The sequence below is a fragment of the Pontixanthobacter gangjinensis genome (assembly GCF_009827545.1).
Classification (GTDB): domain Bacteria; phylum Pseudomonadota; class Alphaproteobacteria; order Sphingomonadales; family Sphingomonadaceae; genus Pontixanthobacter; species Pontixanthobacter gangjinensis.
Window position 1 is genome coordinate 2656301 of sequence record NZ_WTYS01000001.1, and the last position, 20995, is coordinate 2677295.

At 56.1% G+C, this 20995-nt stretch carries 27 protein-coding genes; 12 read left to right on the top strand and 15 right to left on the bottom strand.

The annotated features are described in order from the left end of the window. Positions 1-104 precede the first annotated feature (104 nt). Complete coding sequence (locus GRI36_RS12630) at positions 105-1688, top strand: AbgT family transporter (protein WP_160598777.1); 1584 nt, start codon at positions 105-107, stop codon at positions 1686-1688. A gap of 9 nt (positions 1689-1697) precedes the next feature. Here the strand turns inward: GRI36_RS12630 and rbfA are convergent, their stop codons facing one another. The 12 genes from rbfA to pspF all read right to left on the bottom strand — a co-directional run bounded on the left by rbfA (position 1698) and on the right by pspF (position 14546). Continuing rightward, positions 1698-2102: a 30S ribosome-binding factor RbfA gene (gene rbfA / locus GRI36_RS12635; RefSeq protein ID WP_160598778.1), complete on the bottom strand. Its 405-nt coding sequence runs from the start codon at positions 2100-2102 to the stop codon at positions 1698-1700. Continuing rightward, positions 2102-2647 (bottom strand): DUF1697 domain-containing protein, encoded by a 546-nt coding sequence (locus tag GRI36_RS12640; protein ID WP_160598779.1) that lies wholly within the window; start codon positions 2645-2647, stop codon positions 2102-2104. The genes rbfA and GRI36_RS12640 overlap by 1 nt, the downstream gene beginning before the upstream one ends. Further along, positions 2647-3045: a PaaI family thioesterase gene (locus tag GRI36_RS12645; RefSeq protein ID WP_235902266.1), complete on the bottom strand. Its 399-nt coding sequence runs from the start codon at positions 3043-3045 to the stop codon at positions 2647-2649. Before GRI36_RS12645 ends, GRI36_RS12640 begins: the two co-directional genes overlap by 1 nt. Positions 3046-3053: 8 nt before the next feature. After that, positions 3054-3485, bottom strand: a complete 432-nt coding sequence (locus tag GRI36_RS12650) for a PaaI family thioesterase (protein ID WP_160598780.1) — start codon at positions 3483-3485, stop codon at positions 3054-3056. Between the two features lie 12 nt (positions 3486-3497). After that, on the bottom strand, positions 3498-6062 hold the full coding sequence (infB, locus tag GRI36_RS12655) for a translation initiation factor IF-2 (RefSeq protein WP_160598781.1): 2565 nt from the start codon (positions 6060-6062) through the stop codon (positions 3498-3500). Between the two features lie 25 nt (positions 6063-6087). After that, entirely contained in the window at positions 6088-6846 is a 759-nt protein-coding gene (locus GRI36_RS12660; protein ID WP_160598782.1) for a DUF448 domain-containing protein, read from the bottom strand. Then, positions 6827-8503, bottom strand: coding sequence for a transcription termination factor NusA (nusA, locus tag GRI36_RS12665; protein ID WP_160598783.1), 1677 nt, complete (start codon positions 8501-8503; stop codon positions 6827-6829). The genes GRI36_RS12660 and nusA overlap by 20 nt, the downstream gene beginning before the upstream one ends. Continuing rightward, positions 8503-9090 carry a ribosome maturation protein RimP gene (rimP, locus tag GRI36_RS12670; protein WP_160598784.1) on the bottom strand — a complete coding sequence of 196 codons (588 nt, stop codon included), beginning with the start codon at positions 9088-9090 and terminating at the stop codon, positions 8503-8505. Before rimP ends, nusA begins: the two co-directional genes overlap by 1 nt. A gap of 283 nt (positions 9091-9373) precedes the next feature. Then, a complete protein-coding gene (locus GRI36_RS12675) occupies positions 9374-10243 on the bottom strand; it encodes a hypothetical protein (protein ID WP_160598785.1) in 870 nt (289 codons plus the stop codon). 114 nt (positions 10244-10357) lie between these two features. Then, positions 10358-11497, bottom strand: a complete 1140-nt coding sequence (locus GRI36_RS12680) for a S8 family serine peptidase (RefSeq protein WP_160598786.1) — start codon at positions 11495-11497, stop codon at positions 10358-10360. 270 nt (positions 11498-11767) lie between these two features. Next, positions 11768-13393 carry a type II secretion system protein GspD gene (locus GRI36_RS12685; protein ID WP_160598787.1) on the bottom strand — a complete coding sequence of 542 codons (1626 nt, stop codon included), beginning with the start codon at positions 13391-13393 and terminating at the stop codon, positions 11768-11770. Between the two features lie 109 nt (positions 13394-13502). Continuing rightward, entirely contained in the window at positions 13503-14546 is a 1044-nt protein-coding gene (gene pspF / locus GRI36_RS12690) for a phage shock protein operon transcriptional activator (RefSeq protein WP_160598788.1), read from the bottom strand. A 154-nt stretch (positions 14547-14700) separates the two neighbouring features. Between pspF and GRI36_RS13770 the strand changes: the two genes are divergently transcribed. Genes GRI36_RS13770 through GRI36_RS12740 form a run of 11 tightly spaced genes read left to right on the top strand, consistent with a single transcriptional unit; the run spans position 14701 to position 18865 of the window. Further along, positions 14701-14865, top strand: coding sequence for a hypothetical protein (locus GRI36_RS13770; RefSeq protein ID WP_202392174.1), 165 nt, complete (start codon positions 14701-14703; stop codon positions 14863-14865). Next, positions 14862-15836, top strand: coding sequence for a phage shock protein PspA (gene pspA, locus GRI36_RS12695; protein WP_235902268.1), 975 nt, complete (start codon positions 14862-14864; stop codon positions 15834-15836). The genes GRI36_RS13770 and pspA overlap by 4 nt, the downstream gene beginning before the upstream one ends. Before the next feature lie 4 nt (positions 15837-15840). Then, positions 15841-16143: an envelope stress response membrane protein PspB gene (gene pspB, locus GRI36_RS12700; protein WP_328598397.1), complete on the top strand. Its 303-nt coding sequence runs from the start codon at positions 15841-15843 to the stop codon at positions 16141-16143. After that, complete coding sequence (gene pspC, locus GRI36_RS12705; RefSeq protein WP_160598789.1) at positions 16143-16520, top strand: envelope stress response membrane protein PspC; 378 nt, start codon at positions 16143-16145, stop codon at positions 16518-16520. The genes pspB and pspC overlap by 1 nt, the downstream gene beginning before the upstream one ends. Before the next feature lie 25 nt (positions 16521-16545). Then, positions 16546-16857: a hypothetical protein gene (locus GRI36_RS12710; protein WP_160598790.1), complete on the top strand. Its 312-nt coding sequence runs from the start codon at positions 16546-16548 to the stop codon at positions 16855-16857. Beyond that, on the top strand, positions 16857-17204 hold the full coding sequence (locus tag GRI36_RS12715; RefSeq protein WP_160598791.1) for a hypothetical protein: 348 nt from the start codon (positions 16857-16859) through the stop codon (positions 17202-17204). Before GRI36_RS12710 ends, GRI36_RS12715 begins: the two co-directional genes overlap by 1 nt. Next, positions 17204-17506, top strand: a complete 303-nt coding sequence (locus GRI36_RS12720; RefSeq protein WP_160598792.1) for a hypothetical protein — start codon at positions 17204-17206, stop codon at positions 17504-17506. The genes GRI36_RS12715 and GRI36_RS12720 overlap by 1 nt, the downstream gene beginning before the upstream one ends. Further along, positions 17503-17775: a hypothetical protein gene (locus tag GRI36_RS12725; RefSeq protein ID WP_160598793.1), complete on the top strand. Its 273-nt coding sequence runs from the start codon at positions 17503-17505 to the stop codon at positions 17773-17775. Before GRI36_RS12720 ends, GRI36_RS12725 begins: the two co-directional genes overlap by 4 nt. 51 nt (positions 17776-17826) lie before the next feature. Beyond that, a complete protein-coding gene (locus tag GRI36_RS12730) occupies positions 17827-18084 on the top strand; it encodes a hypothetical protein (protein WP_160598794.1) in 258 nt (85 codons plus the stop codon). A 24-nt stretch (positions 18085-18108) separates the two neighbouring features. Then, positions 18109-18516, top strand: a complete 408-nt coding sequence (locus GRI36_RS12735) for a SufE family protein (RefSeq protein WP_160598795.1) — start codon at positions 18109-18111, stop codon at positions 18514-18516. A gap of 1 nt (position 18517) precedes the next feature. Beyond that, positions 18518-18865, top strand: coding sequence for a YbaN family protein (locus GRI36_RS12740; RefSeq protein WP_160598796.1), 348 nt, complete (start codon positions 18518-18520; stop codon positions 18863-18865). 362 nt (positions 18866-19227) lie between these two features. Here the strand turns inward: GRI36_RS12740 and GRI36_RS12745 are convergent, their stop codons facing one another. The 3 genes from GRI36_RS12745 to GRI36_RS12755 all read right to left on the bottom strand — a co-directional run bounded on the left by GRI36_RS12745 (position 19228) and on the right by GRI36_RS12755 (position 20973). Beyond that, positions 19228-19728: a sterol desaturase family protein gene (locus GRI36_RS12745; RefSeq protein ID WP_160598797.1), complete on the bottom strand. Its 501-nt coding sequence runs from the start codon at positions 19726-19728 to the stop codon at positions 19228-19230. Then, positions 19725-20507, bottom strand: coding sequence for a fatty acid desaturase (locus GRI36_RS12750; RefSeq protein ID WP_160598798.1), 783 nt, complete (start codon positions 20505-20507; stop codon positions 19725-19727). The genes GRI36_RS12745 and GRI36_RS12750 overlap by 4 nt, the downstream gene beginning before the upstream one ends. A gap of 67 nt (positions 20508-20574) precedes the next feature. Further along, a complete protein-coding gene (locus tag GRI36_RS12755) occupies positions 20575-20973 on the bottom strand; it encodes an acyl-CoA thioesterase (RefSeq protein WP_160598799.1) in 399 nt (132 codons plus the stop codon). Positions 20974-20995 lie beyond the last annotated feature (22 nt).

The window sequence follows — 20995 nt, forward strand, 5'->3', positions numbered from 1 at the left end:
CGCCATGCTAGCGAGCCGAAACATTCTGCGCGAGAGCCATTGCAATTCCATCAACACTGAAGTTAGAAGCGCGCATAGATTTCGGCACTCAAGGGAAATTACCAGTGGCAGATGCGGCGGCGCAAAAGGGTGTTTTGGGTTGGATCGAACGCAGCGGTAACAAATTGCCCGATCCGGTCTTTCTGTTCTTCTGGCTGATCGCCATTCTTGTTGTCATCTCAATTGTCGCAAGCATCTCTGGCTGGTCCGCGATGCACCCGACCGAAATCGATGAAGCGACGGGTCAGGCGCGGATGATCTCCGCCGCCAGCTTGATATCGGCTGAAAATATCCAGCGTTTATGGGTCGAAATGCCCAAGACCTTCACCCACTTTCACCCGCTCGGATATGTGTTGGTGGTGATGTTAGGTGCGGGCGTTGCGGAACGCGCTGGCCTGTTTGGAACCGCGATGCGCGCCGGTGTTCGCAATGCTCCGGTTGCGCTGCTGACGCCGATTGTGGTGTTGGTCGGCATGTTGGGGAACCTTGCTGCCGACGCTGCTTATGTCGTACTTATCCCACTTGCAGGCATCATCTTTCATGCCGCTGGACGCCACCCGATTGCAGGTATCGCGGCGGCTTTTGCCGGTGTCTCAGGTGGATTTTCGGCCAATTTGTTGCCCGGTCAACTGGACGCGCTGCTGTTCGGCATAACCGAAGCCGCAGTGGAAACCGTGTTCGGAGATTTCACCGCCAATATCGCAGGCAATTGGTATTTTATCGCTGCGATGACTTTCATTTTTCTACCGGTCATTTGGTATGTCACCGACAAAATGATTGAGCCGCGCCTCGGCAAATGGGACCCTGCCAATGCAGGCCGCGCCGATACTGAAGAACAAACCGACCGCGCATTGACCGATGGTGAGCGCAAAGGCCTTCGCTGGGCCGGCCTCGCCGTTCTGGGTGTGGTTGGGCTATGGCTCGCATTCACTTTCGGCCCGGGCACTCCGCTAATCGATGAAAGCGCGACGCCAGAGGCTCAGCTGACCCCGTTCTACCAAAGCCTCGTCGGCGGGTTCTTCCTGCTGTTCCTGCTCGCAGGCTGGGCCTACGGCAAAGGTGCCGGGACAATTGAAGATCATCGCGGCCTCGTAAAAATGATGTCGGGCGCGATGGAGGACCTTGCCTATTACATGGTCCTCGCCTTTGCCGCCGCGCATTTTGTGGCGATGTTTGCCTGGTCCAACCTTGGCCTGATCCTGGCGGTGCAGGGCGCGGACTTCCTCGGTTCGTCCGGTCTTCCGGCTTGGGCGCTACTGGCGGCAATTATCCTCGTCTCGGCGCTGCTCAACATTTTCGTCGGTTCAGCCAGCGCAAAATGGGCGCTGCTGTCGCCCGTGCTGGTCCCAATGCTGATGCTGCTGGGTGTCTCGCCGGAAATGGCCACTGCGGCCTACCGCGTAGGTGACAGCGCGACCAATATCATCACGCCGCTGATGGTCTATTTCCCGCTGATCCTGATATTCTGCCAGCGCTGGAACAAGGATTTCGGCCTCGGCAGCTTGGCGGCGACCATGCTCCCATACTCAATCGGATTGATGGTCGCTGGCCTCGCCATGACCATCGGCTGGGTGGTGCTTGACCTACCGCTCGGACCTGGCGCGAGTGTATTTATTGACGTGCCGACTTCGGCGGCGCCCAGCAAGTAGTTCTATGGTTTAGAGATCTTGGCCATCGTCAAGATCGCGGACGATCTTGGGGTCGTTGAGCAATTGTTCGATCCGGCTGGCTTCGTCGAAGCTTTCGTCGGGTTTGAATTGCAGTTTGGGCGCAAATTTCAGGCCTAGGCGCTTGGCGACTTCGCGTTGGAAGAATGCGGTGTTAGTCCGCAGCGCTTTTAGCACCACGTCCTCATCTTCGCCGAGCAGCGGCTTTACATAGACTTTCGCATTGCGCAGATCGGGCGTCATTCGTACCTCGGTGACGCTGATCGTGGTCGCTCGTAGCACATCATCATGCGCTTCGCCGCGTGCGAGTAATTCGGACAGGATATGACGCACCCGCTCGCCCACCTTCAGGACGCGGACGGATTGCTGTTCGGAAGTTGCGGGTTGTCGGGCCATCAGGCGTCCAGTTCATCCATTTTGGCGAGAATTCGCTTCATGCTGCGCATATTACGCGCCGTGCCGGATAATCCAAGCCGCCGCTGAATGAAGTCACCGGTCAGCTTGCTGCGTGCCACGCCATCGGCATAATCGACATGCAGCGCCTTGGTCCCCGCGGCGATCCGCTCGTTCCCACGACCTTCATGATCGATAACCAGCGATTTTACGGCGAATTCACCCGGCTCGTCCGCCAGAAACATGGTGTGGACGAAATTGTCTTCACCATCTTCGGCAAACGGGTTTTCGGCGATTGTCGCAGCGAGTTCATCGCGCGTTCGCACGGCGACGAAGCTTTCGATGTCAAATTCCTCGTTTACCGTCCAAGCAAGCTTTTCGGCGATCCCTTCGGATGGCCCCTCGGCATGGGTGAATAACACATTTCCGCTGGCGACCACTGTTTCTACATCGTCAAAATCTTCGTAGCGCAGCACACGGCGCAAATCTTCCATCAGCAAGCGGTTGCCGCCGACATTGATGCTGCCAAGGAACGCGACATAGCGCATTAGGCTGTCATCCCGGGATTTTGCGTCGGAATACAGGTCGAGGTTGCGCGGGCCAGAATGGTGCCGTCTATCTCCTTAAGCTCGGCAGCGAGGAACAGCACGCGCTTGCCGGCCTTCACCACGCGGCCTTCGGCAACGATTGGACCTTGGCGAACGGGCCGTAGCAGCGAGAAATTGACGTCGAGCATTAGCGGAGAGAATTGCCCTCCGGTCGAGTAGGTGTAAGCCCAGCCCATCGCCTCATCGAGGAATCCGGCGACCAAACCGCCCTGCACGCTGCCGCGCGGGGTGATGAAGCTTTCAGGTGCAGTGAAGTTCATGGTGATGGTATCGGTGTCTTTGTCGAAAGACACAAATTCCGCGCTCATAAGTTCGGCATGCGGCCACGCTTTTTTCATGAAATCCATCATTGCTTCTCCGCGCCTGCAGAGGGCACGGGCGTAGGAATAGCGGTGGAAGTCGCGCGGGCCAGCAGATTGCCATCCTTGTCGAACAATTCACCCTCCAAAAACGCCACGCGGCGACCGGAGCGGATAACCCGCCCTTTGGCTGTGATCGTTTCAAGCGGGACCATCCGGCAAAACGTCATGCTGAGATCAAGGTTGAGCGGCAGCAATTCGCCTCCCGTTACCGCGAGCAAAGCCGTGCCCATTACCTCGTCCAGAAACCCGCCGATAAGCCCGCCCTGCACCGCCCCGCGCGGTGACGCGAAGGATGGCGGCGGGGTGTAACTGACAGTCACGGTCGCAGTTTCAGCGTCAAAAGAAACAAACTCCGACCCCATCAGCTTGGCCGATGGGGATCGTTGCTTGGTAAAAATGGGCGCTTCTTCTGTCACTCGAATCCCCGATTAAAGAACCCGCTCACGCTCCTCGATTTCGAAGACTTCGAGGCTGTCGCCCGGTTTCACATCATTCGTGTCTTCCAGAACCACGCCGCATTCGAGGCCGGTGCGGACTTCATCCACATCGTCTTTGAAGCGCCGCAGCGAAGCGATAGTCGTTGCCGAGACAATGACATCGTCGCGGGTAAGGCGTGCAAACAGGCCTTTGCGCAAGACGCCTTCGGTGACCATGAGGCCAGCGGCTTTGTCCTTCTTGCCCGATTTGAAGACTTCTTTGACTTCGGCGCGACCAACAACGTGCTCGATCTTTTCCGGACCAAGTTCGCCAGCCATTTCCTTGGCGATCTCGTCGGTCAGATGATAGATTACGTCGAAATATTTCATCTCGACGCCGTCACGCTTGACCAATTCGCGCGCTTTCGGATTTGGACGAACGCCAAAGCCTATAATCGGCGCGTTCGAGGCTGCCGCCAAAGTCACGTCGCTTTCGGTGATCGCACCCACGCCTGCATGCAGCACGCGGACCTTGATCAGATCATTGCCCAGATTGTGCAATGCAGTGACAATTGCTTGGACACTGCCCTGCACATCGGCTTTCACCAATACAGGGAATTCGACCAGATTGCTTTGCAAATTGGTGAACATCGTATCAAAGTTGGTCGGAGCCAGCGCGGTCCGCTGCTCGGTCGCTTTTTCGCGGCGATATTGGGCCACTTCGCGAGCGCGCTGTTCGTTCTCGACAACGGTCAATTGCTCGCCTGCACCCGGCACGCCGCCAAGGCCCAGAACTTCAACCGGCATTGACGGGCCAGCTTCCTTGATCTGCTTGCCTTGGTCATTGACGATTGCACGAACCTTGCCGCTTTCGGTGCCGACCACAAATGTGTCGCCGCGTTTTAGCGTACCGCGTGTAACCAGCACAGTAGCGACTGGGCCGCGGCCCTTGTCCAATTGCGCCTCGATCACAGTCGCATCGGCGAAACGATCCGGATTGGCTTTCAGCTCAAGCAATTCAGCCTGAAGCGAAATCTTTTCGATCAGTTCGTCCAGATTGGTGCCTTCCTTGGCTGAAATCTCGACATCCTGCACTTCACCCGACATCGATTCCACGATGACTTCATGTTCAAGCAGACGTTCGCGGATTTTCTGCGGGTTCGCTTCCGGCTTATCCATCTTGTTGATCGCCACAATCATCGGCACACCAGCCGCCTGAGTGTGCTTAATCGCTTCGATGGTTTGCGGCATAATGCCATCATCGGCAGCCACCACCAGCACAACGATATCGGTGACATTGGCACCGCGTTGACGCATTTCGGTGAAGGCAGCGTGGCCAGGCGTATCCAGGAACGTGATCTTGGTCTTGTCCTTGGTTTCAATCTGGTAAGAACCGATATGCTGGGTAATACCGCCAGCTTCGCCCTTGGTCACATTGGTCCCGCGCAGCGCATCGAGCAGGCTGGTTTTGCCGTGATCGACATGACCCATAATGGTGACCACCGCCGGACGCGGTTTCAGCGTTTCTTCGGGATCGACATCCTGCTCGACCTTGATTTCGACATCATCGGCCGAAACACGCTCGATATTGTGGCCGAATTCCTCGACCAGCAATTCTGCAGTGTCCTGATCAATCGTCTGGTTGACGGTGACCATCATATCCATGTTGAACAACGCCTTGACCAGCTGGGCACCCTTTTCACCCATCCGTTTGGCCAATTCGCCAACGGTAATCGCTTCGGGCACCTTAACATCGCGCACTTGCTTCTCGCGCGGTTTGCTAGAGCCACCGCCTTGTTCACGGCGTTCTTTCTCACGCGCACGTTTGAGCGCGGCGAGGCTGCGGGCGCGGCGGCCTTCATCCTCGTTTAGTGCCTTGGTAACGCTTAGCTTGCCCGAGCGGCGTTTGTCGGTTTCGCTGCCTTTGGTCTGGCGTTCTTCTTTTTTCTTCTTTTCAGGACGCTTAGGCTCAGGCCGTGCAACCGGGGTAAACCGGCGTGCAGCCGGCGCAGGTGCGGCTTTTTCTTCGGTCGCAGCCGCTTCAGTAGCGGGCTGTTCGGTAGCCGGAGTTTCGGACGCTTCCTCAGCCACTGTTTCAGCGGGTTTTTCAGCAGGCGCATCGGCTTCCTTCGCAGGAGCTTTCGCTTCTTCCTTTTCCTTCGCGAGGTTTTCTTCTGCGCGCTTCTTCTCGTCTTCGAGACTCTGCTGCTTCAGCTCTTCTTCACGGCGTGCGGAAGCTTCCGTTGCACGTAGGCGTGCTTCCTCGGCTTCACGCTGGAGGCGCGCAACCCGTTCTTGCGGAGTCTCGCTGGAGTCAGCGACTTTCCGCTTGGGTGCTTCCTTCTTGGGCGCAGGAGGAGGCGGAGGAGCCGCAACCGGCTCAGGCGCAGGTGCCGGCGCAGGCGTAGCCGTAGGCTCTTCGCCCGGCTTCACCAGCTTACGGCGCCGCTTTACTTCAACCGTGACTTTATTCGTCCGGCCATGACTGAAAGTCTGTTTGACTTCGCCGCCGCCAGCCGCCGTCTTTAGCCCAAGGGGCTTGCGGGTACGGGTCGGTTTGTTGTCTTCGTCGCTCATAAAGCTCGTCTCAGTCCTTCAAATTTCAATTCGTCGTCACGGCATCTTGGCGCGGCGCATCATGTGCCTCGCCATCTTGTAGTAGGGGCACATCCGCCCGTAGGAAATGCATAAGGCGCGCCAGGACCGATTGGACCCGCTCGGCTGATGAATCATCCGCCAGCGCCATGTGAACGACATTCTCACGGCCCAATGCCACAGACAGGGCGGCCCGGTCCAGTGGCAAGGTTACGCCGCGTTCACCCGATCCTTCGGTTTCACGTCCCACACGCCAGGATTGGTCCAACTTCTTGCGGCCATCCTCGCTTGAGTCATTAGCGTGCAGCAGCAATGCCACACGGCCAGACCGCGCCTGTTCGGTAATACGGTCCGATCCTAAGATCAGCCTTCCCGCGCGCATTTCAAGTCCCAGCCGGTCCAACATGACGCGGATTAACGCGCTTTCGATAAGGTCGGGCAGATTGTCGGGCACATTCAGTTTTGTACCTTTGAATGCCCGCGCCAGCGCACCGCGCAATTTGCCCTTTTGCAGCGCGATCTCCAACTCCGCCCTCGTCACGCCCAGCCACGCACCGCGCCCCGGGGCCCGCGCCAATGCGTCGGGCATCACATCATGCGACCCATCATCCTTGGCAGGTGATATGGCGAGACGGATTAGGCTGTCTCTCGGGGTAATCTCCCCGGACAGAATACAGCGCCGTTCGGGTGCGGAGGCCTTGTGCCCTCGCCCCGATACGGTTTCAGAGATGTCGGAAGCTACAGGCTCATTGTGTGGAGTCCGCATCAGCGGCCTCCTGTGTGTCGGGCTCGGCAGCGGAAGCGGCTGGAGCAGCCGGTTCCTCGTCTTCGAACCAATGCGCGCGGGCAGCCATAATAATCTCGTTGCCCTGTTCTTCGGTCAGGCCATATTCGCCCAGCACGCCGCCTTTGTCCTCTGCGCGCTTCGACTGAACGTCGGCACGCAAACGGGGGCCATCGGCGGGATTCTGGCGACGCTTTGGCGCTTCGCGCTTTTTGGCAATCAACTCGTCGGTGGCCAGATCGGCCAGATCGTCGAGTGTCTTGATGTCCGCCTTGCCCAGCACTACCAGCATCTGCTCGGTCAGGTGAGGCATTTCAGCCAACGCATCTTCAACGCCCATTTCACGGCGCTCTGTGCGGGCAGCGGCTTCGTGACGTTCGATCGCCTCAAGCGCACGGCTTTGCAATTCTTCGGCAAGGTCTTCGTCGAAACCTTCGATTGCACCGAGTTCTGCCAGCTCCACATAGGCAACTTCTTCCAACTCGGCAAAACCTTCGGCAACCAGCAGCTGCGACAGCGTTTCATCAACGTCGAGTTCTTCTTCGAACATCTTCGAACGTTCGGCGAATTCTTTCTGACGCTTCTCGGACGCTTCTTCCTCGGTCATGATATCGATCTGGTGGCCGGTCAGCTGACTGGCGAGACGGACATTCTGGCCGCGGCGGCCAATAGCGAGCGACAGCTGATCATCCGGGACGACAACTTCGATGCGGCCTTCATCCTCGTCGAGAACAACGCGGGCAACGGTCGCAGGCTGGAGCGCGTTGACCACGAAGGTCGCAGTGTCTTCCGACCATGGAATGATGTCGATCTTCTCGCCCTGCAATTCCTGCACGACGGCTTGAACACGGCTACCCTTCATACCGACGCAGGCACCGACCGGGTCGATGCTGCTGTCGTGGCTGATAACGCCAATTTTGGCACGGCTGCCGGGATCGCGTGCGGCGGCTTTGATTTCGATAATGCCGTCGTAGATTTCAGGCACTTCCTGCGCGAATAATTTACGCATGAATTCGGGCGCAGCGCGGCTCAAGAAGATCTGTGGACCGCGATTGTTGCGCTCAACCTTGGTGATGAGCGCGCGGACGCGCTCGCCAACACGTGCGGCTTCGCGCGGAATTTGCTGGTCGCGGCGGATGACACCTTCTGCACGGCCGAGGTTGACGATCACATGGCCAAATTCGACCGATTTGATAACGCCGGTGATGACTTCATCAGTGCGGTCTTTAAACTCTTCATACTGACGTTCACGCTCGGCATCGCGGACCTTCTGGAAGATCACTTGCTTGGCAGATTGCGCGTCGATGCGGCCCAGATCAACAGGGGGCAGCGGATCGACAATAAAATCACCGATTTTCGCATCGGCTTCCAGCTTTTGCGCAGCCTTCAGATCTACTTGCTTGAAGTAATCTTCGACTTCCTCAACTACCTCAACCACACGCCACAAGCGCAAATCGCCCGTCATCGGGTCAAGCTTGGCGCGAATGTCATTTTCAGCACCATAGCGGTTGCGCGCGCTTTTCTGGATTGCCTCTTCCATCGCTTCGATGACGATCGATTTGTCGATCATCTTTTCGGTCGCAACAGCGTTCGCAATCGCGATCAGCTCGGCTTTATTGGCGGAAATTGCACTGGCCATTAGTCGTCAGCCTTCTCTTCATCGTTAGGTTCGTCGGTGGTGATTTCATCCGCGCCGCTGGTATCCAACGGCTTGGTCGCGGCAATCAACTCGTCCGTCAGGACCAGTTTTGCCGAATGGAGTGAACCGAACGGAAAAGATACCGTCCCGGCCCGGTTATCTTCAACCGTAATAATCTCTGTGCCAGCATTGCCATCAATACCGGTCAATTTCCCGCGAATATTGCGCAGGCCATCAACCTTCTCGGTCAACGACACTTTAACCGCGTGCCCGGCCCATTTGGTAAAATCTTTCACTCGGGTGAGCGGCCGGTCGATTCCCGGCGAACTTACCTCAAGGTGATAGGCCCCCTCAATCAGCATATCGCCCTGCTCTTCCAGTGCGTCGATTTTCTCGGACACGGCGCGGGAAAGCGCAGCACATTGTTCGATGACCAGCTGACCCGTCGCGGGGTCTTCCGCCATAATCTGCAAGGCGCGGTCGCCGTCGCCGGCTTCTGAGGAAATCATCACCACGCGCACAAGATCAAAGCCGAGCGCCTGCGCTTCGGGTTCGATAATCTGTGTCAGGCGAGCCAGATCGGCCATTCGGTCTCCAATATTTGGACATCGGTTGAAGCCAACGGGCTTTGGTGCCAGCCCCTTTCGGCGCCAGCCCTACATTGTCTCAACGATGTCGGATTGGTGTCCAGATAGGCGAGAGGATCGCCAAGCGCAAGGATCAATCTGTAATTTTGAGATACTCCGCGTCTATGCCGTCAGGAACGCCGCAAGGTTATTGGCAATAATGTTCGAAGGGTTTCGCAGAATAAGCATTAAACTTGGCTAAATATGGATTTCCTTATAGGCAGATTACTGGCTTATAGGCAGATTACTGGGCGGCCGCAGATCCGCCCGCCACCTCTCGCCCGACCGCCTCTCGCCCGACCGTCCACAAGGCATTGCCTGCAGTGATCGACAGCGGAACATTCGCATATTGCGCAACGAAATAGTGAATCTCGTTGGGTTGCCGGTCTAATATATGCGCAAAGCTGTAATCGTCTGGTCCGTTGGTCACATCTTCATTGATAATCGGCGCAGCATAGCAGCCCGGCATAAACGCGCGCCCACTGATGACCATATTCTGGTCATTCACCGTCAGCAAATAATGTCCCCCGAGCGGAAATTCATAAGGCACCGACTGCGACGACGTAATATAAACCGCAATCTGCCCTTCAGCGTCAGCCGGAAGAGAGATTATATTGGCGCCCCCAGCGCCGCAGAGCGATAAATTCTCTTTAACGCCTTGCTCCAAAGCTGCCTGACGTGCCGCTGCCTGCTTTTCCAGACTGGCCGAAAGCGGGTGCTGGGTCATATCAGAGTGGACTTCGGTAGAAATGACGGTCGAACCTTTGACTACCAGCCGGGCAAATTCGAATTTCTTGCCCGATGCTTCAGCGTAATAGACCAGCGCAATCCGGCCATCCGCGAGTTCCTCGGTCAAATAATCGCGGATTTCGGGATGCTCTCCAAATTTGATCTTGCCGGTCAAGGCATCGGTGCCGTGCCAAGCTGCCTGATCATGCCGGTAAATTCGCAAGCCGAGCGCTTTGGCCGTTGCATTCGCGGCAGATTGTTCCGCAGTGGGCTCTGCCAATGCGGGAACGGGCGGCGTCGATGCTGGCTCCACCGCTTCAGCTTGGGCCGCAACTGATAACGGCCAGGCCGACGACAAAAGCAGAAAGGCAACAAATTTTCGCAAGCTAGGGCTCCTTTAGCAATCGAGGTAAAGTGACAGCACATCGCCCATATGGCAACAAAAAGGGCCCGGCGCGAACCGGACCCTTCTTGAATTGGTCTGTAAAATTACCGGTGCTTAGTTGACCACACCAATAACATCAGGGTTTCCGTCTGGATCGCCATTTACGCGGCCGCCATTCCCGACCGCACCTTGGAGAAGGATACCCGCGAGGTGCGGTGTAGCCATCGAGGTGCCGGAAATGGTGTTGTATCCGCCGCCGGTCCATGTCGATTTGATCGACGAACCCGGCTCGGCAAAATCAACCGGCGGGTTGCCATAGTTGGAAAAGCTCGACCAGTTGTCGCCAATTGCGAAGGATGAAACGGTGAACACATTTGGTCCGTTTGCGCGTGCTGGCGAGTGGTTGTTCGCGTCATCACGCTCGTTACCCGCTGCAAGTGCAAAGCGAACGCCGCCAGCAGCTGCATCAACAACCGCCTGATCAAGCGCGGGGCTAACACCGCCGCCTAGGCTCATATTCGCAACGTCACCGGGACGGCCATATTGCGCTACATAATCGATACCAGCGATAACACCCGAGTTCGAACCCGAACCGCGGCGGTCAAGCACACGGACAGCCACAACAGGAGCGCCCGGCGCCACACCGATTACGCCAATATTATTGTCCAAAGCAGCAATCGTGCCGGCAACATGCGTACCGTGGCCGTTCTGGTCACCTGCATCGCCACGGACAAAACTTGCCGAGCGCGCAACATCCACGTTGAGATCAGGGTGATCAAGCTGGATGCCGCTATCGATAACCCATGCGGTGTTGAAGCTACCAGCGCCGCCGCCATTTACGCGGGCGATGCCCCATGGGGTTTCCTGGGCTGGCTGTGCGCCACCGCCGCCATCGCCGGGCTTACCCTTGCGAATGCTAGGACCATTGCCCTGGAATTGGATGGCATTGATCACTTGATCTTGCTCGCAATAAGCGATGTTGGCATTGCCGCGCTTCATATTCTCAATCGCTTGCGGCGACGCGTTGACCGCAAAACCGCGCAAGGCGACCGAATAGACATGCTTTAGTTGAGCAGCGTTAGCCTGAGCCGAACGCTGCGCTTCTGCGCGTGCGTTGCTGCGTGAAACCTTGCCCTTTTCGAAAACACAGATGTAGCTTCCGGCGATCTTGTCGCCCGCGTTCTGCGCCTGCGCAGGAGTTGCCAGTGCTACCAATGGTAGAGCCGAAAGAACGGCCAATGATGCAACTTTCATATTTTTCCCTCTCCAGTTTATTTTTCAATCAGCGACCCGTGGCTGACTGGAGCAATAGGTGTATCGCTTGAAACTGGATTGTCGAGAATAAAAGAGTATTAATTTTTAGGTAACTCAGAATTTCCTTTAATTCCGAGATTGATTTGGTTTATGGCTCGGTCACAATTTGGAGCCATGAGAGATAGAAACTCAATCTGCCTCCTATTTTACAAGTACAGCTTGTAATTTTATTGCCAATTTACTTTGGTTTGCGCTATAAAATACCAAGCCCTACTCGGCGACTGGCTCCAGCTCAATGAGGCCGCTGGTCTCAATAGTTGATTCGCTAGCTACAGAATCAGCCTGTTCGGCAATTTCAAACCGGCGGTGCCGCACAATGCGCGGGGTAATCACGATATAAAGTTCGGTTTTGGTACTGGTTGATCGTTCGTTGCGGAACAGGGCGCCGACGATCGGGATATCCCCCAGCAGCGGGATCTTCGAATTGGTCGTCAAAACATTTTCCTGGGTCAGCCCGCCAATCACGAAGGTTTCTCCGTCGCGGACCGAGGCGCTGGTCTCCGCCTCACGCTGGCTGATTGTGGGATAGCCTTGGGAAAAGCCGGTAACGCTCGATACCACGCCATATATCTTCGACGTTATATAGCCGTCGCTGCTAACCCGCGGCGCAATTTGCAACGTCACGCCTACATTCACATATTGGACCTGCTGCGACACGCCGTTGACACCCGACAATTGGATTGAGGTCAGAATGGGCAGGGCATCGCCGGTAATAATCTTTGCGGTCGACCCGCTTTGCGCGGCAATGCGCGGACGCGAAACGATACGGCCTTCGCCCTTCTGGATTTGCGCATAGACCGCTGCCTGAAGCGCGCCTGATGGCAGAATATCATTCGGGTCGAGGCCAAACGGCAAAAACGATCCGGTGCTCAGTGTCCCGATACCAACCTGCCCGTTCTGGTTGTTGAGATCGATGCCCAGATTGCGCGCACCGGTTTCTGTCAATTCGACAAATTGGGTTTCCAAAATAACGCTATCGACCGGAACATCGATTAATTCGATTTGCCTCCGGACCCGGTCAATCCGGTCCTGCGTTCCCGTAACCCAGATTGCGTTCAACCGGCGATCGATCGCCAGCCCGTCACCAAAGTTCTGGCCAAGCGGGACCTGCTCTCGCTCGGTCTGCTGTTGCGGCGCGCCAAAATAATTCGACTGCTGCGATGCGCCGGGCGAACCAAACCCCGGCTCGCGGCGGATGAACACATCGTTGGGGGCAATCTCGACGCCCTCTGACAACAGACCGACGACTTCAGACACATCGGCGTATTTCAGAAAAATCAGATCATAGGCATCGCCGGGCTGATAGGCGTCAACAGGCGTGCGATTGAGTTCCTGCTGAGGAATAACTTCTTCGCCAGCTGACCCGATGGGCCTGCTCCCTAACACTTCTTCGTCGGAGACTTTCTCAATCCGTACCTGTACTGCATTATTGCCCATTCGCTGGATATTCATCGTTGCCGGCAGCGCAGTATCAAATCTCAAAACCAGGCTGCTGCCTTGATTGAAAAACTGCAGCGAACGAACAAGGCCGCGATAGGTTTGCTTGGTTCTGACCCGGCCCGTTTTCAAAGTGGTGGCCATTATCAGTTCAAGCCGGTTTGCGTTGCTTTCAGCAGGGGCTATGCGGGGTTCAGCAGGAGAGAACCGCAGGATGAAGGTCGCGCTTTCCTTATCCTCGGTTACGAGCCTCAATTCTTCGAGGACCGAGGGCACGACTTGTGCATTTGCAATTCTCGCGCCGAAAACGCCAGAAACTGCCGCCAGAATCAAGGCCACTATCAAGGCCGAGATTAAATAATTGAGGCCCCCTGCGATGCGGGCTCCCTTGATTGTCATTATGCAACGACCCCTTAGTCCGCCGGCGACATTACCGATGGCGGCTTAGAGGGCAAGCCCTGATTGTTTGAAAAGGCCGGTCAGTCGCCCCCGCGACAAACCGCAGATGTCAGGTTTCGTCGGCCAGCCCATGTTTCTTGATGCAATGGCGCAGTTGGTCATAGGTCAGGCCGAGAGCCTTGGCGGTTTGCCGCTGGTTCCAGCGGTGCTTGCCAAGCGCGTGTTCGACTATGCTGCGTTCATGGTCATCAACGGCGGCGCGCAGGTCACTGACCTCTTCAAGCGCGGCGGTTGAATTAGCCTGTGTTGCAGTCGCAGTTGCTGTAGGCTTGCCGGCATCGTCTGGGTCAAACGTGCGAGTTTTTGAGGGCAGCGGTTTCCAAGGCGAATCGAATGGATTGAATTGCACATGGCCAATCGGGTCTTTCCAATTGTCCCAGCGGTAAATCGCCCGCTCCACAACATTGCGCAATTCTCGGACGTTGCCCGGCCATTCATAATTGTCCAATTGCCTGGCGACGTGCGGGGCAAAACCGGGCCACCCTTCCCATCCGATTTCCGCAGCCATCCGCCGCCCGAAATAATCAACCAGCACTTCGACATCACCCTCGCGCACGCGCAGCGGGGGCAGCGTAATCACTTCAAAGGTGAGCCGGTCGAGCAAATCGGCACGGAAGGTTCCTTCTTCCGCCAACCGGGGCAGGTCTTCGTTTGTTGCTGCGACAATCCGGACGTCGACATTGATCGGGCGGGAGGATCCGATGCGGGTCACTTCGCCATATTCAACCGCCCTCAGCAACCTTTCCTGCGCAGCCATCGACAGCGTGCCCAGTTCGTCGAGAAATAACGTACCTTTGTCGGCTTCTTCAAACCTTCCCGCGCGCGCTTTGGTAGCGCCGGTGAAAGCTCCTGCTTCGTGGCCGAACAATTCGGCCTCGATCAGCGTTTCGGGCAGAGCGGCGCAGTTCATCGTGACCAGCGGCTCTCCCCAACGTTCGGAGAGGCGGTGAAGGCGTTCGGCGATCAATTCCTTACCCGTGCCGCGTTCGCCGATCACCAGAACCGGACGGCGCATAGGAGCCGCGCGACTGGCACGCTCGACCGCATCAAGAAAGGCACCAGACTGGCCGATAAATTGATTTTCGCGCTCCATAACCCAACCTATAGTGAAATTTCCCACATCTTGGCAATAGTCGCCAAGTCAAAAATTGATATGAACCTGTAAGATATTGAATAAATTGATAATTATCCGTTTGGCACACCCCTTGCTATGTAATGAACAACACCAATCGGAAGGAAATCAAGCCATGTATGACCGCAGCTTCTTTAAAAGCAAATTGGGTCAGGCTGCACTCGCCAGCATCGCAGCGATGTGCGCATTTGTTGTTCTGAGTTCGCAAATGCAGTTCAGCCCCGCTTACGCTTCGGCGCATTCGGAAATCGTTCAGTTCGAAGCTGTCGAGCTGGCATGAACACCCCTTCCCCCACCAACCCCCTAGGGCCGGAGCGCGAAAAGAAGGCGCATCCCCAGTCTGGCGCCAACACCGCACACACCCCCCCACGCGGTTCAGGCGCTCCGGCCCAAAATGTGGTGTCACGGTTCGAAGCCGAGGTTGAACGCCTCCGCACCAGCCCCACCCCAACGCAAACACCGGCACAGGCTTCAAAAAACTCGTTACTTGCGGACTCTGGACAATCCACTTTCCGCGCAGATATCAAAGCCAATTTGTTCACCAATGGAGTACCCTTGATGGGAATATTCAGTCGCACCCGTGATATTATCGCCGCCAACTTCAACGACATGCTCGATAATGCCGATGATCCGGCAAAAATGATCCGCATGATCATCCTCGAAATGGAGGAAACTCTGGTGGAAGTGCGCGCATCCGCAGCACGCACCATTGCCGATCAAAAAGAAATGCACCGGCACACGGTTAAGCTTGACCGTTTGCAAGCCGATTGGGGCGAGAAAGCACAATTGGCGCTTAGCAAGGATCGCGAAGATCTTGCCCGGGCAGCTTTGGTCGAGAAGAAGAAAGCTGGCGATATGTCAGAGCAACTGAAGGCCGAAATCGCCGTGCTCGACGACGCATTGCGCGCTTACGAGAAAGATATCGACAAACTGCAAAACCGCCTGCGCGAGGCCCGCAGCCGCCAGACCGCCATCGCGGCTCGTTTGGAAAGCGCAGAAAACCGGGTCAAGCTGCGCACGCTGATGTCGAACGAGCGGGTGGACGAGGCGCTGTCGCGGTTCGACCAACTCGAACGCCGGGTCGATTACGCCGAAGGCCGCGCCGAATCGCTGTCACTGGCAGATGGATCCAAACAGCAGCCCTCTTTGTCAGACGAAATCGATGCGCTCGCAGGTGCCGATAAGGTCGATGAAGAATTGGAAGCAATGAAGGCAGCCCTGAAGGGTGCCGCACAAGATCAGAAGGACTAAGCCAGTGGATTTTCCAAGTGAAATTATCATCGTACCGATACTCTTCATCGCGCTCCCGTGGCTGATTATGCATTATATCACCAAGTGGAAAACCGCTGGCACCATCACCAACGATGATGAGCAGCTACTTGATGAATTGTATCACCTGGCCAAGCGTCTTGATGACCGGATGGACACAGTCGAGCGGCTCGTCGCCAGCGACAATCCTGACTACCGGCCAGCCAAATTGATGCATGACCGCGATGTCGACAACCAACAATTACGCGAACTTGACCGCTTGATCGCCGAGAAGAAGGGACCCCAGTAATGACCAGCGAACGGACAACTCTTTACCGCGACAAACAGAACGCGAAATTGATGGGCGTGTGTTCGGGAATTGCCGACTACACCGGGGTCAACGCATTATGGGTTCGCCTTGGCTTCATAATCTTGTTGTTGACCATCGCGCCGATCCTGCTGCCTGCCTACTTCATCGCCGGTTTGCTTCTGAACAAGAAGCCCGCGCATCTTTATGTTGGCAAGGAAGAACAAAAATACTGGCAGGGCGTACGTCAAAGTCCGCAGCGCACCGCGCGACAGATCCGCAGCCAAATGCGCGATGTCGACCGCCGGCTAGCTGATATCGAAACATATTACGTCACCAGCAATCCGCGCCTGACTGCAGAGATTGAACGGCTGCGCTGACATTCAAATTTGAGGGGAAATTATCATGGGTGATCTAATTGGATTAGTCGCCGTATCGGCACCGTTCTTGATGGTCTTGGGGATCGTCTGGATTGGCAGCCAGAAGAAGTTGGAAGAGAAACGCATCGCAGCAACCGCTGAAATGAGTTCAGAGAAAGCGGCGCAATATGCCTCGCACACCGCCGAACTCGAACAGCGCGTCCAGGTACTCGAACGCATCGTTACCGATCGCGGCTATGACATTGCCACGCAGATCGAAGCCTTGCGCGACACTCGCGAAGTCAATCAGGCAAGCAGCGGTACGCCGCTGAATATCGCCAAAGCGGAGCGGGTATAATGAATTGGGGGAGTCCTGAATTTGTTATCGCCATCATTGCCGTTTCTTACGGCGCGTGGATCATCAACAACTGGATCCGTGCCAAGCATGGATACGAGCTGGAAGATGAATGGGGCGGCAAAACCAAACCCAAGGACACCGGCGAGATCAAACAGCTCCGCGCCGAAAATGCCGAACTGGTCGGCCTGCTGAAAGACCAGGGTAAACGGATGGAGACGCTCGAACGCATCGTGACCGACAAGGGCTACCGCCTGAATGAGGAAATCGAGGCGCTGCGCGATCTGCCCGATGCCACCAGTAACAATAGCGGCGTACCGCTCAATATTTCGAAGAAGGAAACTGCCTGATGCCAGAACTCGTCATCATCTTCAGCTTCGTGATTGTGGCTGCGCTGATTGTATTTGGCAGCGTGATGTCGATGCACAAACGCCAAATTGCCTATAAAGAACGCCGCGATGCTGCTGAACGTGCAGATAGCAGCGCCAATCCGGTGGCTTCGGCAAAGAAAATTGACCAGCTCGAACAGCGCGTCCGCGTTCTTGAACGGCTTGCAACAGATCGCGGCCAGGATCTAGCGGCCCAGATCGACGAATTGCGCAGCCTGCCTGATGCTGACCTGAATTTCGCGACTAGGGAGAAAGTCCAATGAGTTTCTGGACGGCAGTCGTCATAATCGTGGCCATCGGCGCCGTTACAAGTGTTTTTCGCGCACGATACCGCGCCCAGGCGGGGATTATCGCCGACAAGCAGGGCAATGAGCAATATATCCAGCAAACCGACACTTCGGACAGGCGCGAGGTCGAAGAACTGCGCGAGCGGATCAAGGTCCTCGAACGGATTGCGACCGATGCCAACACTACGGAAAGCCTGAAAATCAGGCAGATTTCAGACGAAATCGAAAATCTCAGGGACAAATAATCGAGCCGGTGCAGCAAATTATATGCACCGCAAATCGGGAGGATTTGTGAAATGAACGAACAGATCATCATGTATGGCACAGTGATAATAGGCACAGTGATTGTCGCCATGATCGCCTTGCGCGGTTGGCAGGGTTGGCTTGCCCTGAAAGAACAAGAACTCGACCGCCGTTCGACCCCGCTGCACCAGATGCGGCAGGATTATGAATTGGAACACGGTTCGCCGGTCGGCGCAGCCCGGATCGAAATCGCCGATCTGAAAGAACGCATCCGCAAATTGGAAGCCATCGCCAGCGGGGTGGATTTGTAATTCGCACGCACTACATGGGACGCCATGCGAACACTCGATGACATCCTTGAAGAATATGAATTTCTCGAAGGCGATGAGCGGTACCGCCTGCTGATTGAGCTGGGCCGCGAGCTGGATGAAATGCCTGCCGCGCTAAAAACCGATGCGACTTTGGTGCGTGGTTGTTCAGCCAGCGTGTGGGTGTACCCCACCGATGATGGCGGCGCGCTTCACTTTCTGGCTGACAGCAACGCGGCGATTACCAAAGGCATTGTCGCGCTGGTGATTTCCGCTGTGCAGGACCAACCCGCCGGCAAAGTCGCATCTATGGATATCAAAGCTGCGCTTGCACCGTTTAATTTGAGCAACCAGCTGAGTTCGAACAGGACTCAAGGCATTCCCAATATGATCGCTCTGGTACAACAACACGCCTCCCGCATCGCTGCCGCCTGATATGCGGCCGCTATTTCTTGCGGGCGGTCTAATTGCGGTTGCTCTTGGCGCGATTGGTGCAGCCTTACCGATTATTCCGACCGTCCCGTTTTTGCTGCTCGCCGCATTCTGTTTTGCGCGGAGCAACCCCGAATGGGAACAACGCATGCTAAAACATCCGCAATGGGGCGCGCATCTGCGCGATTGGCGTGAACGCAAGGCGATCTCCCGCCGATCCAAAATTATGGCCATTGGCGCGATGACGGCCGGCGTAGTCGTTACTTGGCTCACGCTGGGCGTGCCCTATGTATATATTTCGATCGCCGTTCTGGTAATTTCCGGCAGTTGGATCGCAACCCGTAACGAGTAGGCCCGTAACGAGTAGGCCCGTAACGAGTAGGCCCGTAACGAGTAGGCCCGTAACGAGTAGGCGCCGAGCCAACGCTGATCGGGACAGGTTTCCATAAATCGGCTGCGCTGCTTGGCCGCCCTAACCAGCCTCGAAAAATTGTCGGCGCAGAATGAATTTTCCTACACGATGTTGCCGCGCTAGTCTCGCAGTCGCTCTTTCCCATCGTTAGTCAATTTGGCCGCATTTACTAAAGCCGCGGAATTGGCACCCGGGCAAATGTGTCACCTGTTCTCCAACAGAGTAATTTAGGAAAATCAGTGCTGTAGCGCAGGTGTGTTAGGTTGCAGGTGTCACCCTAAACCCCATATTTAGCGGTCAGGTTAAGCGCCAGCGCTGTCGCGGACCACTGCGATGCCAGCCTCACGTTGCTGCTTCAGTTCTGCCTTCAACTTCGCCGGATCGCGCGCGAAAACAAAGCCGAAGCTTACGCCGCCTTCTTTGCCCACGGTCGCATGGTGCAGCTTGTGCGCCTGAACCAGCCGTTTCGCATATCCGCGTTTGGGCACCCATCGCCAGTAACGTTGATGGACCAAGCCATCATGCACCAACGTGTAGATCAGCCCGTAAAGCGTAATACCAAAGGCGGTCCACCACAGCGTTGCGGAATAGTAATATCCGATCAAAAACATGAAAAACACGATGGTGCCGAACACCACCGCGAACAGGTCGTTTTTCTCCAACACCTTGTCATGCGGCTCGTGGTGGTCGCGATGCCAGCCCCAACCCCAGCCGTGCATGATGTATTTATGCGCCCACCACGCAAACAGCTCCATGCCAATCAACGAAGCAAGAATGATACCGATGATTGCCAGCGTGCTCACGCGGCGGCTCCTTTGTTCAACACTTCGCGCCGGACCTTTGGCAGCGCCCACCAAGGCGTGTCAGGTCGGCAGTGATGCTCGTGATGATAGCCGAAATGGAAGCAGCTGGCGAGGCTTGCCAGCGTGCCGAAATTCTCGCTGCGGGCATTGTGGCGGTCAGCGAATGTCTCGCCTTTCCCATCAACATGATGATGCGGGCGAAAAGTGCCGAAATAAAATAGCTGGATCGATGATGCGATGGCTGGCGCGCCGTACAGGAGCACAATTTTGCCAAGCGGCACGTCCAGCACCAGCCCGTAAATTATCACCACGCTGAACACGAAGACAATCGAGCCCGGCCCGAAATACCGGCGCAAGAAAGTCGCGTACCAAGGCCAGAAAGCGGCAGGATGATTTTCGTCAAAATCGGGATCGCCCTTCTTCCCCGCCAGCCGGTGATGGTCGAAATGGGCACCGCGCATTTTGGTCCAAGAGAACCCGGCATAGAGGAACAGCAAAGTCGCCCCGATCGCCGAATTGATCCGCTTGGAACCCGGGACCAGAGAGCCATGCATCGCATCATGACTGACGATGAACAGTCCGACTGACAGCCAGCATTGGACTGCCGCAATCGCAATCGCGAGCGGCAGGCTGGCAAGACTCAAATCGAACACAAACATGGAGAAAAAATGCAGACTGAGCCACGATCCGAAAATGAGCGCGGCCAGTGTCAGGCCAGTCGCCGCCTGCGAAGCGCGGCTTTTCAAACTGACAGACGGATGGGCGCGATTATCTTTCATGGAACTATCTTAGGATGAATGCGCAGTGACAGCAAAATATCCCGGTTCGGTGAATTCTAACACCAATTCACTTGGTGAAGAAGATTTTGGCGACCTCTTCTCCGATGCGCGCAGGGCGCAGGGTTTCGGTATCAATGCAACACCAGCTTGACTGGATCTCTGCCAGCACCTCTTCACCGCGCTGGATCACTGTGTTGTAAAATGCGCGGGCACCTTTGATGCTTTCCAGCACAGTGTTTGCGGCCACTCCCGTGTCATCAAGGAAGGCAGGTTTTCGGTAAGTGATTTCATGCTTCAGCGCGACCCAGGCCCTGCTCGCCACCGCTTCGGCAGGGGCGATGTTGTGCCAATGCGATAAAACCGCGTCCTGCACCCAACCAAGATAGCGGGCGTTGTTCACATGGCCCATGAAATCAATATCGCTGGGAATGATGGTAATCGGGAAATTATATGGCTTTGCTGACATGAGTGTAAGTTAAGCACACAAA

Excerpts from the sequence above, each read along its gene's own strand:
- GRI36_RS12640 (WP_160598779.1), bottom strand. The coding sequence starts at position 2,647 with ATGCGCTATGTCGCGTTCCTTGGCAGCATCAATGTCGGCGGCAACCGC.
- GRI36_RS12660 (WP_160598782.1), bottom strand. The coding sequence starts at position 6,846 with ATGCGGACTCCACACAATGAGCCTGTAGCTTCCGACATCTCTGAAACC.
- infB (WP_160598781.1), bottom strand. The coding sequence starts at position 6,062 with ATGAGCGACGAAGACAACAAACCGACCCGTACCCGCAAGCCCCTTGGG.
- GRI36_RS12725 (WP_160598793.1), top strand. The coding sequence starts at position 17,503 with ATGAGTTTCTGGACGGCAGTCGTCATAATCGTGGCCATCGGCGCCGTT.
- GRI36_RS12685 (WP_160598787.1), bottom strand. The coding sequence starts at position 13,393 with ATGACAATCAAGGGAGCCCGCATCGCAGGGGGCCTCAATTATTTAATC.
- pspF (WP_160598788.1), bottom strand. The coding sequence starts at position 14,546 with ATGGAGCGCGAAAATCAATTTATCGGCCAGTCTGGTGCCTTTCTTGAT.
- GRI36_RS12710 (WP_160598790.1), top strand. The coding sequence starts at position 16,546 with ATGGGTGATCTAATTGGATTAGTCGCCGTATCGGCACCGTTCTTGATG.
- GRI36_RS12735 (WP_160598795.1), top strand. The coding sequence starts at position 18,109 with ATGCGAACACTCGATGACATCCTTGAAGAATATGAATTTCTCGAAGGC.
- rimP (WP_160598784.1), bottom strand. The coding sequence starts at position 9,090 with ATGGCCGATCTGGCTCGCCTGACACAGATTATCGAACCCGAAGCGCAG.
- nusA (WP_160598783.1), bottom strand. The coding sequence starts at position 8,503 with ATGGCCAGTGCAATTTCCGCCAATAAAGCCGAGCTGATCGCGATTGCG.
- GRI36_RS13770 (WP_202392174.1), top strand. The coding sequence starts at position 14,701 with ATGTATGACCGCAGCTTCTTTAAAAGCAAATTGGGTCAGGCTGCACTC.
- GRI36_RS12715 (WP_160598791.1), top strand. The coding sequence starts at position 16,857 with ATGAATTGGGGGAGTCCTGAATTTGTTATCGCCATCATTGCCGTTTCT.
- GRI36_RS12730 (WP_160598794.1), top strand. The coding sequence starts at position 17,827 with ATGAACGAACAGATCATCATGTATGGCACAGTGATAATAGGCACAGTG.
- rbfA (WP_160598778.1), bottom strand. The coding sequence starts at position 2,102 with ATGGCCCGACAACCCGCAACTTCCGAACAGCAATCCGTCCGCGTCCTG.
- GRI36_RS12720 (WP_160598792.1), top strand. The coding sequence starts at position 17,204 with ATGCCAGAACTCGTCATCATCTTCAGCTTCGTGATTGTGGCTGCGCTG.
- GRI36_RS12680 (WP_160598786.1), bottom strand. The coding sequence starts at position 11,497 with ATGAAAGTTGCATCATTGGCCGTTCTTTCGGCTCTACCATTGGTAGCA.
- GRI36_RS12755 (WP_160598799.1), bottom strand. The coding sequence starts at position 20,973 with ATGTCAGCAAAGCCATATAATTTCCCGATTACCATCATTCCCAGCGAT.
- GRI36_RS12645 (WP_235902266.1), bottom strand. The coding sequence starts at position 3,045 with ATGAAAAAAGCGTGGCCGCATGCCGAACTTATGAGCGCGGAATTTGTG.
- GRI36_RS12750 (WP_160598798.1), bottom strand. The coding sequence starts at position 20,507 with ATGAAAGATAATCGCGCCCATCCGTCTGTCAGTTTGAAAAGCCGCGCT.
- GRI36_RS12740 (WP_160598796.1), top strand. The coding sequence starts at position 18,518 with ATGCGGCCGCTATTTCTTGCGGGCGGTCTAATTGCGGTTGCTCTTGGC.
- pspC (WP_160598789.1), top strand. The coding sequence starts at position 16,143 with ATGACCAGCGAACGGACAACTCTTTACCGCGACAAACAGAACGCGAAA.
- pspA (WP_235902268.1), top strand. The coding sequence starts at position 14,862 with ATGAACACCCCTTCCCCCACCAACCCCCTAGGGCCGGAGCGCGAAAAG.